Origin of the sequence: Acidovorax sp. Leaf191 (genome assembly GCF_001424425.1) — a bacterium.
In the GTDB taxonomy this organism is placed as follows: Bacteria; Pseudomonadota; Gammaproteobacteria; order Burkholderiales; family Burkholderiaceae_C; genus Acidovorax.
The window spans coordinates 1-15,710 of record NZ_LMPT01000005.1 but is presented as its reverse complement, the minus strand read 5'-3'; the positions used below and the strand labels follow the sequence as shown (position 1 = coordinate 15,710).

The following is a 15,710-nucleotide window of genomic DNA, read 5'->3' as shown; positions in this document are numbered from 1 at the left end:
CCGCTGATCGGCGGGCGGGTCAGGTTCTGGCGAACAGTTGCGTGAAGAGCCACCGGTCGCAAGCGCCTTCGTGCAGCAGTTCCTGGTAGCCCACGCGGATGGTGGGAGAGACCCACCAGAGACTTTGCTCCCGAAGATTCGCGGCGCGCATTCTCCAGTCTCCCGCAGGGAGCAGAACGTTTTCAGCCTGCTGCTCGTTCGCCACGGATTGGTGGGCGCGAGAGGCTTCGCTCAGGTCCGACAGGATGTCGTGGATGAGCGAGGGTTCGCGTTCCACGGCCGGGCCGGCCTCAAACGGGCTGGGCAGCTGGTTGACGCGCCTGTCCAGTTCGTCGACCGACAGCGTTCGGCGCCGGGCGTCCACAATGGCCGCACGGGCGCCGGCCAGGAAGGCCTTGACCGCTGCATCGTCTGCCAACGCGCAGCCGGCCCGGGGCGCAGTGGCCATCACGGTGAGCGGGTAGTAGCGGCCCACACGGTCCATGCTCGGGGCCAGGGCCCCGATCACCGGCGAGCCCGACGCGGCGACACGGGCGATGAAAAACCACAGGGGCGCATTCACGAAGGTGTCCGGCCAGCCGGTGTCGTCCGTGCGGCGCAGCTCGTCCATGCCCGCGCGAAGCCAGGTGTCCCACTCGGTGGTGAGCGCGTGCGACATGCGGCGGCCCGCGAAGTCGCCGAGGCTCGGCAGCTTTCCGTACCAGGCGACGGACGACTGCGCCTGCATGCCGCGGACCTCCATGCCTACAGGTTGCTCGGACATTCGAACTCTTCCATCGCCTTGAGCCGGAACGGGTTGAAGACGCTGCTGGTCGTGACCTCGAACCGGACCCTGCGACCGTCCACATTGAAGACGGCCGTGAACTTCTCCGGCGCATTGCCCGGAAGGATCTGTGCCCGGTCGAACAGCCTGTGCAGCGCCCAGGGGCCTTCCGTGACCAGCCCCGAGTTTTCGCCGGTAGCGCTGGTGATCTGTAGCCTCACCTGGCCCGTGCCCCGCGTTCCAGGCCAGTTCATCGACTTGGGAATTTGCGGGCCGTGTTGGTAGCGGAGCACATCGCCGTCCACATCCAGCACCATCTGGGAAATGTTCGCGTCCATCTCGATGGGCTTGATGTCCAGGCGGATGCCCGGCGCCTTGCCGCCCGCGCGGAAGTAGACGTCGCGGATCGTCGCAGCCTTCTGGAACGATGCGAGCGATGCGGATCCCCCCACCGGCGTTCCGTCCACCCCTTGCTTGAAGGTCCAGGTGTTGGCTGAAATATCGACCATGGGCTGCAGGTTGCTGCGGAAGAACTCGTCCATCACGCCACCGACTGCGAACAGCTTGGCGAAGTCGTCCGCGGTGACGTCGCGCCCCGCACTGCGGGTGAATGGATACCTGCCGAGGATCGCGCGGCGGCAGAAGTCGCCGATGGTGGCATTCAGGTTGCCGCCGATGGTGCTGCGAACGTCGCGTCCCACCATGGTGGATGTCGCTTCGGCCAGGTCCGTGTACATGAGGTTCAGCGGTGGAGGCAGGCGTTTGGCTTCGGCGCGCACCCGCTCCAGTGTCGAGGACAGCGTCGGCGGAATCGTGCCGCCGGATTTCACCTGCTGCCGCGCGGATGCAATCACGGCCGAGGCTTCGTTCAGCACCTGCAGGCTTTGCGTCAGGGGCGACGGACCCGATCCATTGCTGGTCGCCAGGCGCCGGTATTCGCGGAATCGGAAATCCACGATGTCCGCTTCGAGCGTTCCGCTGGGCGTGAGACCGCCCACGTTGACCTGTTTGCCGGTCAGTCGGCTGAGCTGCCGCTGCTCTTCCCGGATGCGGTTGAGTTTTTCACCCAGCCAGCTGCTGGTGCTGGCACCGCTGTCGGCATCCGCATCAGGGCGACGCGCCAGCGTGGTCTCTTTGGCTACTGCGCGAATGAATTGCTCCAGGCTCGAATTGGCCGAGGAATACAGGCGCGCCTGTTCACCGGCCTGGTCGAGCGAACCGATGCGGGTGGGGCGGACATCGGCCAGGTAGTCCTCCCACAGCTTGGCGTACTCCATGAGGTACAGCCGTTTCACCTCGTTGGCCACCTGTCCTGTCAGCACTTCCTGGGTGGTGCTGCGTTTGCCGTCGGCTTGCCCCAGCACCCAGCCTTCCTCCTTGGACAGGAGGGTGGTCACCTTGGGAAGCTCGTGCAGGAAGACGCCGTGGTATCCGTCGTAGGTGAAGAGCCCGGATATGCCCTGCGTGAGCGGCCTTCCGCTGCGGCGGCTGAACACCTGAGGTGCTTCGGGGCCACTGGCGCGCACGACGCTGAAGTCGGCGGGCAGGTTGTTGCCCGTCGTCAGCAGTTGCTTGAGCCGGCTGTAGGCCCGCTGGGCGGGCGACATCTGCGCCAGGCGCTGCCGGACTTCGGCCACCAGCGCCGTGTCGATCGGGGTGGGCGACAGCACGATGCGTTCGTCCATCAAGCGATCCAGATGGTGCGACAGCCTGTCACCGACACCCGCCTGCACCAGCTGGGGCGTCAGGCTCGCGTCCCATTCGTGGCGGATCCATGCCTTCACGGTGCGCGCGTCGAAGCGGTCGGCGTCGTGGATCATGAGGTAGGCCTTCAGCGCCTCGTAGCTGGCCTCGGGATTGTTGGTCGAGGTCTGCTGCAGCGAACGCCGCAGTTGCCGAACGATTCCAGGCAGCCATGCATCTTCCAGAAGCCGCAGGTAGGTCGTGTCGGCGGCGGTCTCCACCTTGGGTACCTGCAGCAGGCCCCAGCGCCAGCTCACGGGAGGTGAGCCCGTGTACCGCTCGCTGGCGGCCAGCGATTCAGCGTGGTCGAGCAAGGGCAGCAGCGCCACCAGGTTTTCCGGGTCGCCCGTCTTGGCCTCTTCCACGGCCTGGCGCAGGGTGGCGGCGCTCGCCTTGACCTCATCCAGGTAGGCCAGGTTGTTCTGGTTGCTGATGCTCCACGCCAAGGCCGCGCCGCTCAGTGCGAGTGCCAGGCCGATCAAGCCACCAGCCTGCAGCAACCTGAGCTGCCGCTCCTTCTTCGCGTTGCGCCCCGTCAGGCCCGCCTCGTTGAACATCACGCCCTTGAAGAGCGTCTCGATGAAGAAACTCTTGCCTTGCTGGCCCGCGCCGGGCTTGACTTGGCTGGCGATGGAGAAGCGCCGCTTGAGGGCCGACAGCACGCGGTCGAACGGCATGCCTTCCTGGGTGCCGCTGGTGAAGTACACGCCCCGAAACAGCGGCTTTTCCTTGAAGCGGGACGACGAGAACGCCTCCTGCAAGGTCTGGTTCACGACCTCCCGCAGGCCCACGAACTGCTGAGGCAGGGCGTAGATCAGCCCGCGGCGTGCAAGATCCGGCTCTGCCAGCAAACGCTGGGGCAGCAAGCGGTTGATCTGCGCCACCAGCGCATCGAACTCCGCCGTGAACTGCGCGGTCGGATCGGTCGACGGCGCGTTCTCCTGGTACTTCTGCGTGAATCCCCAGACCTGCGAGCGTTCGTCGCGGGTCATCTGGCCGAAGAACTCGTTGAAGCCTGCCAGCAGGTCGGCCTTGGTGATCAGGACGTAGACGGGGAACTTGATGGCGAGTTCGTCGCACAGCTCGCCCAGGCGCGTGCCGATGGTCTTGGCCAGCCGGGCGCGTTCCGCCTCCGTGCTGCTCAACAGCTCCTGCACGCTCAGGGTGACGATCACGCCATTGATGGGCTGCCGCCCCCGGAATCGCTTGAGCAACTGCAGGAAGCCGGACCATGCGGCCCTGTCCTGCACGGCATCGCTCTCTTGCGTGGTGTAGCGGCCCGCGGTGTCGAGCAGCACGGCCTGGTCGGTGAACCACCAGTCGCAGTTGCGCGTGCCGCCGACACCCCGGATGGAGCCTTTGCCGAATTGCTCGGCCAGCGGAAAGTCCAGCCCGGAATTGACCAGCGCGGTGGTCTTGCCCGAACCTGGCGAGCCGATGATCAGGTACCACGGCAGCTGGTACACGTAGCGCTTGGTGAAGCGGCCGAAGAGCCCGCTTTCCGTCGCGCCGAACCGTGTCTTGGACAGGACTTCGACAGCTTCCTTGAACCGCCCCTCCAGCTCGACCACTTCCTCCTGGCCCGGCGTCAGCTGATCGGGGGCATCGCGGCCCGCGGTGAGCCGCGCAAGCTGCCCCATGAGCTTGTCGTTCATCCGCTTGGCGCGCCACCAGTGGAACAGGAGCTTGATGAACCAGATGGCAAACAGCGCGGCGATCAGCGCCCAGCGGACGCTCTCACTCTCCAGCGGTTGATAGGGCTTGATGTAGACAAGGGGACCGATGAACCAGATCACCAGGCTCAGCAGGACCAGGCCGATGAAGGCCAGGGTGTAACGGTTGAACAGCAGGGCTGCCATATTTCTCAGCATGCTCATTTCCTGATGCCTTCGGTGCGGGGGGCATTGCCGCTGAGCTGCAATTCGTTGTCGCGCACCTGGGGCGCTACCAGCAGGACGATTTCCACGCGCCGGTTTCTCGCCTTGCCTTCACTGGTGGTGTTGGGCGCGACCGGGTCCGCTTCTCCGCGGCCCTCTGCGTGCACGCGCTGGCCGTCGCGCACCGTGCGCAGCAGCATGTCGGACACCGACTTGGCGCGGTCCTGGGACAGGTGCCAGTTGGACGGGTAGCGGGCCGTGCGGATGGGCGAGTTGTCGGTGTAGCCATTGACCACCACCTTCCCGGGCACTTCGTTCAGCGCGGTCGCGATGCGCTCGATCACCTGGACGTAGCGGGGCTTGACCACATTGGAGCCGAGGTCGAAAAGCCCGTCGCCCCGAAGAATGATGGTGCTGCGGTCCGCCTGGTCGATCACCTCGACGAGGCCTTCCCGGATTTCGGGTTCGAGGAACTGGCGCAGCCGGGGCTTGTCCACGGTGGCCACCGCCGCGATGGCCTTGGGGAACCGGATGGCGTTGATGGTGGCAAACAGGTCGTCCGACTGTGCGGCAAGCCGGTAGCTGAACCACAGGAAGAGGGCGAAGGCCAGCAGCAGCGCCAGGGCAGTTGCCACCCACAGCGGCACCATCGTCCAGGGGGGCGCCGCTTTGCGCTCTTCGCCTTTCCAGTGGATCGACAGCGCGCCACTGCGGTCGCCGCGCGTGCTTTCGATCAGTGCAAGCAGGCGCGCCTTGAGTGTCTCCAGCTGGCTGCGGCCGTTCTCGATCACCCGGTAGCGGCCTTCAAAGCCGAGCATCAGGCAAAAGTACATCAGCTCGATGAGGTCGATGTGCTGGTGGGGTGTCTGCACCAGCTTGGCCAGCAGCTGGAAGAACTTCTCACCACCCCACGTTTCGTTGTGCAGCGCCACGAGCAGGCTGAACTTGGGCCAGACGCCCGAGCCACCCCAGGGGGTTTGCGCAGCGGCTTCGTCCACCACCGTGCACAGGCAGTACCTGGCGCCGATCACGGTTTCTATCGGAACCCCGGCCACGCCGGCACTGCGCTCGAACTCGCGGATGTTCGTGAGCAGCAGGCGCTGAAAACCTTCAGGGTCTGCGTTGGAGGCCATCGCCCGAATCTGCGGAATCAGATTGAGCAGCACGTTGGCCGAAGCGACCAGCGGGTTGCCACCGCTCACCACATCGGGCAGGCTGGTGCGGGGCGCGGCGTTGGCGGAAGGCGCGGGCATGGACGTGTCCAGCAGGCCTGGATCGACCGGCGCGGTGTGGTCGCTGGCGCTGAAGGCGAAGACGTTGTCCGTCATTTGCATCGTCATGGGTTGTTGTTATCTGCGGATGGCCCAGAACTCCAGCTGGAGCTCCGGGAACTCGCCAGAGACATGCATGGCCAGGCCGCCGGAGCTGTTCAACTGGCGCCATAGGTCGTGGGTGGTGTCGACCTCGAAATACGAATACCCGGCGTGGTAGGGGATCTCGCGCGGTGCGACGGACAGCGACCGCAGGACGACGCCCGGAAGGTGCAGGTTGACGAGGTCCCGGATCTTCTCGACCGGGCCCAGTTTGGTCTGGGTCGGAAAGTGGGTGCGCAGGAATTCCACCGTGGTCTGCGCATGCACAGCGAGCACGAAGTCGCACGTGGTGAGCAGCTCGGTGGACGGGATGAGCGCCACGCGCACGCCGTACTGCCGCTCTTGCAGTTCGATCTGGATCGCGTTTTGTTCCAGCACCGAAGACAAGCCGCGCCGCAGCTCCAGCATCAGCGGTGGAAAGCAGCTGCGCAGGTCGTCGTGGTCGTAGGCCGGCAAGGGCGCGGGCCGCCGTTGCTCGCGGGTGAAGGTGGCCAGTTCTCCCGCCATCTTCAGAAGGTCATCGAAAAGCCGCTCGGGATGGATGGTGCGAACCCGCACCCAGTGCTCCACCGCGGGCTCCCAGCGGTTGATGAACTGCAGCATCAGGAAATCACCGACCTCGCCCACGCCGCCGCGGCCCGGCTGGATCAGCCGCTCTTCGAGCGCAGCGCCCCGTTGGCGCAGCAGTCCATGCAGCTCCCGGCAGAAGGCGAAAAGCGGCGAGGTCTCGGAGTTGTTCACCACCGTGGGGATGAAGGTCTTGTCCAGAAGTGCCGAGCCGTCGGACTTGCGCTCGACCACATGGGCGACGGGCAGGGAGACCCATCCGTCGGACAGGTCCTGCGATGCGCGCAGGCTGAAGCGGGCAATGCCCAGCTGCACTTCGGCGGGTTGCGCGCCCACGTCATTGACGTCGGCGACTTCCAGCACCTGCGCCTGATAGCGCGTCATCCCCAGGTCCCCTTCGCCCAGCGTGACTTCCGCACCGCTGCGGCGGCGCATCGGCAGGGACAGGTGCACCAGGGTGTCCTTGGTGTCCTTGCCCACATCCAGCGGCGCCGGGGCATCGTCCACCTGCGGGATACGGAACGGTGTGCCGTCCGGCAGCACGCCGTGCGCCGATATGACGGCGATCTTTCCCAGTGCCAGCATCTGGGTGTCCAGCGTGAGTTCGGAGAATCCCCAGTAGAACGGCTGTGCGGGGAGTGTGCGCCCCTGCACCAGAAAATCGACGTACCGCTCTTGCTGCTGAAAGTGCTGGGGGCGCAGGAACATGCCCTCGGCCCACACCACCTTGCGTTGCCAAACCATGGTTCTACCTTGAAGTTATTTGATGCTGCACCCGAATGGCTTCCCGCGAAACCGTGACGAGGTAGTGAACGGGCTTGAGCCGCTCTGTTTCTCCCAGGCCCCACCAGCGGCGGCGCATTTCCACCGAGTTCGGTGCATCCACAGAGGCGCGCCACGTGCTGCGCTCCAGGTCTCTGTAGCTGGCAAAGAAGCCGAAGGCGCGCACATCGGGGTTTCCCTTGCGCTCGATGATGCGGCGCTCGCCCGGGGCGATCAGGATCTCCTCGCGCCGCACGAAATCCCCTCCGAGCTGGCTCTCGTCCTTGTCCAGCAGATCGAAGAAGCTGGAGCGCTCGAAGGTCACCGGCGTGCGCAGTTCATAGATGCGCAGCAAGACCGGCTTGGGCATGCCGTCCACATCGGGGTTCAGGCTGCGCTCCGCGATGATTTCGATGATGGCGGGCGGCACTGCGGTGGGCGCTTCCGTCGGGCGATTGAGCGTGTTCACCACACCGCAGCCGGACAGCGAAACCCCCGCAAGCGAGACAAGAGGGGCTGTCTTCAGGATCGTGCGCCGTGAAATGGCGTTCTGGGTCATGCGCATGGCAGCATCCTTCGGGTTCAATTGACGGTGTGGTTGGCAGACACCCAGACGGCAAACGCGCTGAGATTGTCCTGGTGAGGGCGACCCTTGGAGGTCACGGTATCGGCCATGTTCTGCAGCCAGACGTCGGGCCGCTCCGAGCCCTGGAGCGCCTGCTCCATGGCGGATTCGTGGAGGTTCTCCCACAGCCCGTCCGAGCACAGCAGGAAGGCGTCTCCTTCCATCAGCTCCATGGATTCATGGAGCACCGTGGGGGGCACCTGCGACTCGGCACCGACCGCCCCGGCCAGGACGCTGCGATTGGGCAGTGAGCGAGGGTCTCCGTTGGCGTACATGCCGGCGTGCAGCAGTTGCTGCACCACGCTGTGGTCTTCGGTCATGCGGTGGACCTTGCCGCCGCGAAACCAATACAGCCGCGAATCGCCCCAGTGGGCCCACAGGGCCCGGCCGGTGACGGGCTCGATGCACAGCAGCACCACCGTCGCGCTCATGTGCATCCGCGAGATGGAGGTGGGCTGCTCTTCGGAGACCGTATGTTCCGCGCGAAAAATCAACGATGCGAGGCTCGCGGGCGCAAACATCGGGTTCTCGCGGTAGCCACCCAGCACCGCATCCACGGTCAGGCGCGCTGCCAGCGCACCGTTGCCGTGGCCTCCGGCACCGTCGGCGAGCGTGCAGCAAAAGCCCTTGGGACCCAGGTCGATCATGCCCAGGTAGTCTTCGTTGGAAGCGCGCCCTCCCTTTTGGGTGATGGCAGACACTGACAGCTGCAATCGGTGCGCGTCTCCGGCAATGTGAGCGATCAAAGGTTCTCTCCTGCAGCCTGCGCGGCAGCTTCGTAGGCATCCACAAAAGTCTGGCCCGAGAACGCCATCAGGTCGTCTTCTGCGTTGCGGCGAATGGCGTCGTAGCGCTGTTGAAAGTCATCCCAGAGGGCCGCCTTGCGGTGGACGGACGATATCTTGGACAACAGGCCGGACGCTGCGGCGGCGTTCTTTTCCAGCTCGGCAGGGCTCATGCGCGCCACAGCCTCAGCGTAGGCGGCACGGATTCCGGCCATCAAGGCGATCTGGTGCACCGCCAGGTCCTTGTAGGCCTCCTGCATGGCCGGCACGGGCTTCATGAAGCCGGGGAAGGTCTGGCCCGCGAGCTGCAGCATCACGCCGTCTGCGGTGGGCAGGAACTTGAGCGGGTTGTTCGCTCCCGAGGCAATGATGGTGACGTCGGCCCGGAACTCGCGCTTGATCTCCGAGCGGGCGGACAGCAGGTCGATGGAGCCCTGCACCGCCACGCGCAGGGCTTCGCCGAATCCGCGCATGAAGTCCGGCGTGAGGTTGACATTCACCTTCCCCGGCTCGATCGCTGCGCCCTCGAGAAAGGCTGCAGCCAGCGCGTCCAATGAGAAATCAGCGGGCGTGCCGGGTGCAGGCTGGGGCGCCGCAGCGGCCGGCGCAGCAGCGGCCAGCGCAGCAGCTGGCTGTGCGGGGGGTTGTGCCGCCACGTGCACATCCGCGAGGGCGGGTGCCTGCGCCACCGGCAGGGGCAGTGGAATCGGCTGCGGCAGCGGCATCACCGGCAGCGCCGATACCGGGTTCAGGAGACTCTCGGGGTTCAGCGCGCTCTCCGGCAGCGGAAGCGGCAGCGGCGCGGCAGCGCCGAGCCCGGGCAAGTCGGTGTGCGCACCGCCGTGCACGGTGGCCGGGGTGGCTTGTGGGGCTGCAGCTTGTTTCGCGTGCTGCGTGCCGGGCGCGCCGCTGGGCGCCTGGAGTGCATCGTCCACACCCAGCAAATCTGTCGCCGGGGGCAGGGTATCCAGCGAGCCGCCACCAAAAAGCGCCAGGTCCAGGCCTTGCATGGCGTGCAGACCCGCTTGGACGACCGGCTCGGCAGGCGTGGGCGCTGCGGGCGCCGCATCGGGGATGGGTTTGGCCTGGCGGTGCTGCGCGTCGCGGGGCATGCTGAAAACCTGCGCAAGGTCGGAGCCGCGCGACATGCCATGGTCCTGCGATTCCACAAACATCGACTCGCCGGGTTCGCGAAACAGCTTCAGCGGGTTGAGCTCGATGGTGGGGTCCAGCCGTTCCGGCAGGCCGGTGTGCGCGGCATTGTCCATCTCTCCCGCGAACTGACCCGACTTCGGCAAGGATTGCAGCAGGTCGTCGTTCTTGAGTTGGGCGACTTCGGACAGGCTCTGCGCCACCAGGTCGCCGCTCCAGGGGTCGCGGCGGTTGTCGATCTCCTTGGGGTCGGCCGCGAAGGGATCGAAGTCGTCGGGTATCACCATGGCGCGGTGAGCGACCGGCTGTGCTGGCAAGGGCTTGCTGGCCGCAGGCTGCTTGTCGAACGGGTTGGGCAGTACCGGCTCCACGGCGCTCTGGAGTACCGGCTGGGCTGGTACCGGGGCCACGGGTGCTGGTGCAGTCACCACGGGCTCCGCGGACGGGGCCGGCGACACCTGGGGCGCTTCCACACGGCCCAGCATCGCGAATGGATTGCTGTCTGCCGCAGCACTGGCCGCCGATGAGGGAGGAGGGGCGTCGGGCAGGCATGCGAGAACCAGGTCCGGCATGTACGGGTCGCCGCCCACGATGGGCGCGATATCCGCCCATGGGTTGGGCAGCGAGGCCAGATCCAGGGACTTGTTGGCCACGGACGTGCTGGGCTGCGCTGGGGCTGCAGGCCATTGCGCGTCGGTTGGGGTCGGCGCCATCGGAGCCGGAGCCGGAGTCGGAGCGGGAGCTGCCGCAGGGGCCACTGCGGGTGCGGCCCTGCTGGCTGCCTGCGCCTGGACCTGTTGACCCGGCAGCACGGCCCGCAGCTGGTAGGGGCCGATGCCGATGTGCGCGCCCGGCAGCAGTGGTACCTCCTGGCCCGACAGCACTTCCAGTCCGTCCACCTGCACGGAGCGACGCTCGCAAAGGTTGGCAATGTAGGCCTGGTCGGAGTCGAGACGCACCATGGCGTGCACGCGCGCCACCATCGCATCGTCGTCGGGCAGAACCAGCTTGTTCTGGCCCGCGCGTCCGACGGTTCCCCCGGCCATGCCAAAGATGGCAGACCAATGGCGGTCCACCGGGCCGCCGGATTGGTGCGTCACCACCAGTTCAATCTTGTCCATTGCGTTCGCGCTCGCGTTGTCTCTGTGCTGGCTGGTCAGGGCGTTTTGCGTGCGCCGCGCTTGTTGCGCGCCGCGTTGCGGGCGTTGATGAACTCGCGTCCCCACACCGGGTGGCCCTTCTCGGCTTCGGTCAGCTGAAACGTCGGGTCCTGCTCCAGCGCCAGTTCAAACTGTTGCCTGCAAGGACGCGGCCGGCCCGCAGCGCAGTGGCTGAAGGCCATGAACTTGCGTGCCTTGATCTGCGACGTCAGGGGCAATTCAGGGGCATCGGCCAGGGGCGTGAGCTTGGCAATCGCCTCGTCGAATTGACCCTCTGCATAAACACTCAGCGCTTCTGTGAGCAGGGCCTCTTTCTGTGCGCGTGGGTCCACCGGGGCGACCGGTTCGGGAATGGGGGGCGCGGGCGGAGGGGCTTCCACCTTGGGCTCGGGTGCCTTGGGGGTGGTCTCGCAAGCAGTGAGGAAAAGGCTTGCGCACCCGATGATCAGGGCGCTCCAGAAACGGTTTCGCATGGATTTATCTCGCGTCAAAGTCATGGGTGATGGTGATCGTTTGATCCGGCTCGACCTTCAGCGTCTTGCGCACGGTCTCAAAGCCGGGATTGCTGAAGTCAATGCTGTGGGACCCCGGTGGGAGTTTGATTTCGGTCAGCGGTGGGGTCACACCGAGTCTTTTGCCATTGAGGGTGACATTCGCCCAGGGGGACACACGCAGTTGAACATTGTTTTCCGTGCTCAGGGGTCTGCGGGCGCCCAGAGCAGACGCTGCCCCTGCAGGGGACGACAGGAAGTTGCCACCCGCTGCCGGCAGCAGCGGCGTGATGGCCGTGATCACCGAACTGTTGAGCGAAAAGACCAGCGGATTGGCAGGCGCACCCTGCGCCTGGCCGCCCTGGTTCCCCAGGGGCCGGCTGCACTGCCAGCCGCGCTTGCCTTGCACCCTGACATAGGCGTCGCGCCACGGCGTGTTCTGCAGCTCGTATTCTTCCAGCGCGAAAGAGGGCCGGGCTTCGAATGCCGCATCGAAGGCGGCATCGCACCGGGCCCATTCCTTGTTGGTGCAGTACACGAACGCCAGGTACTTGTGCGCAGTGGATCTTTCGCGCCGGTCCGGCAGGCCTGCGAACAGCGATGCCTGCAATGCCTTTTCCGCGAGATCCAGCTTTCGCGAGTCGTAGAGCGAGATGCCCTGTCCCAGGTACTGGCGGCCTGCTGCAGAGTCCGGGCCGCGCACCTCAGGCGCAGGCGGCTCGTTGCAGTCGTTGGACGCCACGGATGATCCTGCGCCAAGGCACAGGCACAGAAATGCGACCCATCGCGGTAAAGCGTTCATTGGCATGTCGGCAGGCGTCGGCGATGGGGTTGCACTACTCGAACTGATGGCTGATCACCACCGGTTCACCTTTTTTGACCTGCACCGTCCTGACGACGGTGGCGGCGGCGGGGTTGCTCACCTCGATGCGGTGGGCGCCTTCCGGAAGCTCGACGGAGGTCATTGGAGGGGTTGTGCCCACCGGGTTGCCGTTCACGGAAATCCGGCCCCATGGGCTGATGCGCAGCACCACGCGGCCCATGTCGCCCACGGGCTTGGGCGGGGTTTTGGGCGTCGCCACAGGCTCTGCCGGGGTGCTGGCTGGGTTGGCCGCGGGGGGCGTTGGCGCCGTGGTGGCAGGGGGTGATGTCGCAGCAGGAGGCGATTCAGGGCGCTCTGGTGCGGAAGGCGCGAGGGCCACCGTATCGGCGGGCGCTGCGGGGGCCGTGCTTTTCGCGGGCTCCTGGATCTCCAGGCGGCTGATGAGCGCCATGGCCTCGCTGCGGTACTTGCCTTGTGGGTGGGCACCCAGGTACGCGTCCAGCGCTCCCACCGTGCCTGCGGCCTGGGCTTCGCGCCAGTGCTGATCGTCGAGCGTCAGCGCCACTTCTTCCGCAGGTCGTTCCGAAGAGCTGCCTTGGGTGCCCCACCACACGGCCAGCGCCGTTGCAACGACGAATGCCGCGCCCACGGCAGCCCAGCGCATGGTGGTGGGCACGCGGGACACCGGTGGCCGCGTCGCGCCATCTGCCGTTGCGCCGCTGTGCTGGCGCGCTGGCTTGGGCGAGGTCGCGGGTGCCGAAGGTGCGCCCGCACTGGCCGCAGCGCCCGCGGCAGCCGCTGCACCCGTTGCTGATGGTGTCGCTGCCGAAGTGCGGGCAGATGCCGAAGCGGCGTCGCTGCCGGGGGCAAGGCCCATGGCGGGGCCTTCAGCGGGGGGGAGCGGGGTTGCCGTGGGCAGGTCTTGCTGCTGCATGGCGTCGGGCAGCGGTGGCATCACCCCGAAGACGGCATTGGCGGGGTGGCCGGGCGAGGCGCTCGATGCAGACGGTGCGCTGAACGCTGGTGCCTGTGCCAGAGGATCCCACGCCGCATTCGCGCCGGGCGCATCGGCAAGCAACTCGGCAGGGACCGCCGTGCGCACGGATTCGCCCGGTGCCACTGCGCCTTGCGCTGCGGCGACAGGTACGGCCGGCGACAAAGGCGACAAAGGCGGCAAGGCGGCCGTTGCAACCGGGGCTCCCGCGTCCTTCCACGGCGCAGACATGGGCATCGTGAAGGTGGTGATGCCCAGCAGCTCCTTGAGCGCCGCGATGGTCTGGGGGCGATCTTGCGGCTTGACGGCCAATGCGCGGTCCACCCCATGCAGGAACTGGGCCGAGTACCCCGGGTAGGCCGTGGTCGACAGCGCAGCCACCGGGTCGTTGATCATTCTGGCCACCGAGGTGGCGGGCGGCTTGCCGGTGATCGCCAGATAGAGCATGGCGCCGATCTGGTAGATGTCCGTCCAGGCCCCTTGTGGCATCGCGCCGTCGTCCACGTACTGCTCGATGGGGGCAAAGCCGGGCTTGAGCACCATCGTCAGGGCCTGCGTCATGTCCCCGATGATGCGGCGCGCGGCGCCGAAGTCGAGCAGCACCGGCATCCCCGAGTTTTGCAGGAAGACGTTGTCGGGGGCGATATCGCGGTGGTAGCAGTCGGCAGCGTGCAGCATCTCCACCACATCCAGGACGGGGCCGACGATGGCCGCCAGCATGCGCTGGTTCATCCGGTCCTGCTGCGCGGTCAGAAACTCCCTGAACGTCTGCCCTTCGTAGTGGCGCATGACCATGTAGGCCGTGCCGTTGAACTCGAAGAACCGGTAGACGTGCACCAGGGCAGGGTGCGAGAACTTGGCCAGCAGGCGTGCTTCGTTGATGAAGCTGCGCAGCCCGGCATCGAACGCACCCCGGTGCTGGGAGCGAACGTGGATTTCATTGGAAGACTTGCGCCCCGCCAAGGTGGCAGGCATGTATTCCTTGATGGCCACCACCCGGTCCAGGCTGATATCCCGAGCGCGGTACACGATGCCAAACCCGCCTTCGCCAATGACGTCGAGCAGCCGATATTCACCGACCTGCACGCCAGGCGCCAAGCAATTGGCTGATCCTCCAACGGTGTCAATCATGAGGTGACGCCTCTGCTTTCATTCTCGGTTACAGCTCTACTCAATATGCTTGCTGACAAAGACAATTCTTTGGTGGCACCGGACGAAGAACGAATCGGCGCCAGATCGTCGTGGTTCACTCCACAGATCCAGTCACCATCACCATGGCTGATTGGCGGTGGTTGACGTCTTGGCGCAACACCGTATGAACGGCATGACTCGCTGTCTGGAGAAGGTTTGGGCAACATTTCGCAACAAATTGGAGGCCTCACACAGAGGTCTATAGAGGTGCGAAAGCGCGGGCGAGTCTAACGTGAAGCCATTACAAAATGCGTCACGAAATGCGGCTTTTTGAACGCGGAAACACACTGTTTCCAATGTTGCCCAGCTGCGTTCATTTGCTGTCACTTGAAACCCTTTTTTTGACGCCGTCCCCGTAACATCCGCCCGCAAACGAGCTTGCGAGGGAGGGGAATCAATGCAGGCACGCCAGCGATGCGCCATCGATCGGCGCCGTGTGCGCAAGGGAGAGTGTGTAGCCAAGACGCACTCCCGACTTGTGAATCACGCACATCGCAGGCTGGTCCCTCTCAGGCAGCTTGTCTGTGAAAGGCATCGCATCCCCTTGCGATGCCTTGATCGTGGGCGCGTTGCCCGCAGCAGGGTTTGTTCTCGCATTTTTTGAACCAAAAAGAGGTACGTGATGACTGTCGCAATTTTTATGAAAGTGGAAGGTGCCAGCGGTGAGTCGAAAGACGCTGCGCACAAGGACTGGACCGATGTCGAGTCTTTCACCTGGGGCGTGACCCAGCCTCACTCGATGGCCAGCGGCGGCGGTGCCGGCGCGGGCAAGGCCGATTTTCAGAACCTGAACATCGTTGCCAACATCGACAAGTGCTACCCCGCCGTGCTCAAGCATTGCGCCACCGGTAAGCATTTGGGCCAAGTGGAAATCTCGATGTGCAAGGCCGGCGGCACGCAGATCGAGTTTGGCAAGATCACGCTGACCGACGTGATGGTGACCAACGTCACCGTCAGCGGCACCAGCTCTGGCGACACCGTGGTGGTGAACTACGCGTTCCAGGCTGCCAAGATCAAGACCGAGTACTCCGAGCAGACCGCTCAGGGTGGCAAGGGTGCTACGAGCCAGATGGGCTTCAGCATCAAGGAAAACAAGGAAGCCTGATAGCCGGGGCTTTTGCCCCCTGGCTGCTTTCTTCGGTGCGCACGTTCGCTGCGCATCTCAAGAGCCGCGTCTACGGAGGCGGCTCTTTTTTGCCCGCTTGACGGCGGGCCATCGACCTCCCCCCAGCTGAACCCGCGCCACAGATTGCACTGCGCCAGTGCGACTGTTGACCGGTGAGCGCCAAGACACATACCCATTTGCCATGACCCGCCGCGTCAAGATCCAAACCCCGCTGGGCGAACAACTGCAGTTTCGCAAACTCGACGGCACAGAGGCGCTGAGCGAGCTGTACTCGCTGG

General features: G+C 65.4%; 11 protein-coding genes. 1 reads left to right on the top strand and 10 read right to left on the bottom strand.

Annotated features, from left to right (window positions below; all coding sequences use genetic code 11):
- Positions 1-19: 19 nt before the first annotated feature.
- The 10 genes from tagF to ASG27_RS05720 form a co-directional block, all read right to left on the bottom strand.
- Entirely contained in the window at positions 20-763 is a 744-nt protein-coding gene (gene tagF / locus ASG27_RS05765) for a type VI secretion system-associated protein TagF (RefSeq protein WP_082485837.1), read from the bottom strand.
- A complete protein-coding gene (gene tssM / locus ASG27_RS05760) occupies positions 745-4,377 on the bottom strand; it encodes a type VI secretion system membrane subunit TssM (protein ID WP_056411473.1) in 3,633 nt (1,210 codons plus the stop codon). The genes tagF and tssM overlap by 19 nt, the downstream gene beginning before the upstream one ends.
- Before the next feature lie 2 nt (positions 4,378-4,379).
- Positions 4,380-5,636: a DotU family type VI secretion system protein gene (locus ASG27_RS05755; RefSeq protein WP_326938662.1), complete on the bottom strand. Its 1,257-nt coding sequence runs from the start codon at positions 5,634-5,636 to the stop codon at positions 4,380-4,382.
- Between the two features lie 96 nt (positions 5,637-5,732).
- Positions 5,733-7,067: a type VI secretion system baseplate subunit TssK gene (gene tssK / locus ASG27_RS05750; RefSeq protein WP_056409688.1), complete on the bottom strand. Its 1,335-nt coding sequence runs from the start codon at positions 7,065-7,067 to the stop codon at positions 5,733-5,735.
- Between the two features lie 4 nt (positions 7,068-7,071).
- Positions 7,072-7,644, bottom strand: coding sequence for a type VI secretion system lipoprotein TssJ (tssJ, locus tag ASG27_RS05745; protein WP_056411470.1), 573 nt, complete (start codon positions 7,642-7,644; stop codon positions 7,072-7,074).
- A 23-nt stretch (positions 7,645-7,667) separates the two neighbouring features.
- A complete protein-coding gene (locus ASG27_RS05740) occupies positions 7,668-8,411 on the bottom strand; it encodes a PP2C family protein-serine/threonine phosphatase (protein ID WP_235503832.1) in 744 nt (247 codons plus the stop codon).
- A 41-nt stretch (positions 8,412-8,452) separates the two neighbouring features.
- Positions 8,453-10,768 (bottom strand): type VI secretion system-associated FHA domain protein TagH, encoded by a 2,316-nt coding sequence (tagH, locus tag ASG27_RS05735; RefSeq protein WP_056409682.1) that lies wholly within the window; start codon positions 10,766-10,768, stop codon positions 8,453-8,455.
- A gap of 35 nt (positions 10,769-10,803) precedes the next feature.
- Positions 10,804-11,280: a TssQ family T6SS-associated lipoprotein gene (locus ASG27_RS05730; protein ID WP_156370499.1), complete on the bottom strand. Its 477-nt coding sequence runs from the start codon at positions 11,278-11,280 to the stop codon at positions 10,804-10,806.
- Between the two features lie 4 nt (positions 11,281-11,284).
- Positions 11,285-12,040: a PEGA domain-containing protein gene (locus tag ASG27_RS05725; RefSeq protein WP_056409675.1), complete on the bottom strand. Its 756-nt coding sequence runs from the start codon at positions 12,038-12,040 to the stop codon at positions 11,285-11,287.
- Positions 12,041-12,134: 94 nt separating this feature from the next.
- Positions 12,135-14,246, bottom strand: coding sequence for a serine/threonine-protein kinase (locus ASG27_RS05720; RefSeq protein WP_056409673.1), 2,112 nt, complete (start codon positions 14,244-14,246; stop codon positions 12,135-12,137).
- Positions 14,247-14,928: 682 nt separating this feature from the next.
- Between ASG27_RS05720 and ASG27_RS05715 the strand changes: the two genes are divergently transcribed.
- Positions 14,929-15,411 (top strand): Hcp family type VI secretion system effector, encoded by a 483-nt coding sequence (locus ASG27_RS05715; RefSeq protein WP_056409670.1) that lies wholly within the window; start codon positions 14,929-14,931, stop codon positions 15,409-15,411.
- The last annotated feature ends 299 nt before the right edge of the window (positions 15,412-15,710 follow it).

Excerpts from the sequence above, each read along its gene's own strand:
- ASG27_RS05755 (WP_326938662.1), bottom strand. The coding sequence starts at position 5,636 with ATGCCCGCGCCTTCCGCCAACGCCGCGCCCCGCACCAGCCTGCCCGAT.
- ASG27_RS05730 (WP_156370499.1), bottom strand. The coding sequence starts at position 11,280 with ATGCGAAACCGTTTCTGGAGCGCCCTGATCATCGGGTGCGCAAGCCTT.
- tssJ (WP_056411470.1), bottom strand. The coding sequence starts at position 7,644 with ATGACCCAGAACGCCATTTCACGGCGCACGATCCTGAAGACAGCCCCT.
- tagF (WP_082485837.1), bottom strand. The coding sequence starts at position 763 with ATGTCCGAGCAACCTGTAGGCATGGAGGTCCGCGGCATGCAGGCGCAG.
- tssM (WP_056411473.1), bottom strand. The coding sequence starts at position 4,377 with ATGCTGAGAAATATGGCAGCCCTGCTGTTCAACCGTTACACCCTGGCC.
- ASG27_RS05715 (WP_056409670.1), top strand. The coding sequence starts at position 14,929 with ATGACTGTCGCAATTTTTATGAAAGTGGAAGGTGCCAGCGGTGAGTCG.
- ASG27_RS05720 (WP_056409673.1), bottom strand. The coding sequence starts at position 14,246 with ATGATTGACACCGTTGGAGGATCAGCCAATTGCTTGGCGCCTGGCGTG.
- tssK (WP_056409688.1), bottom strand. The coding sequence starts at position 7,067 with ATGGTTTGGCAACGCAAGGTGGTGTGGGCCGAGGGCATGTTCCTGCGC.
- tagH (WP_056409682.1), bottom strand. The coding sequence starts at position 10,768 with ATGGACAAGATTGAACTGGTGGTGACGCACCAATCCGGCGGCCCGGTG.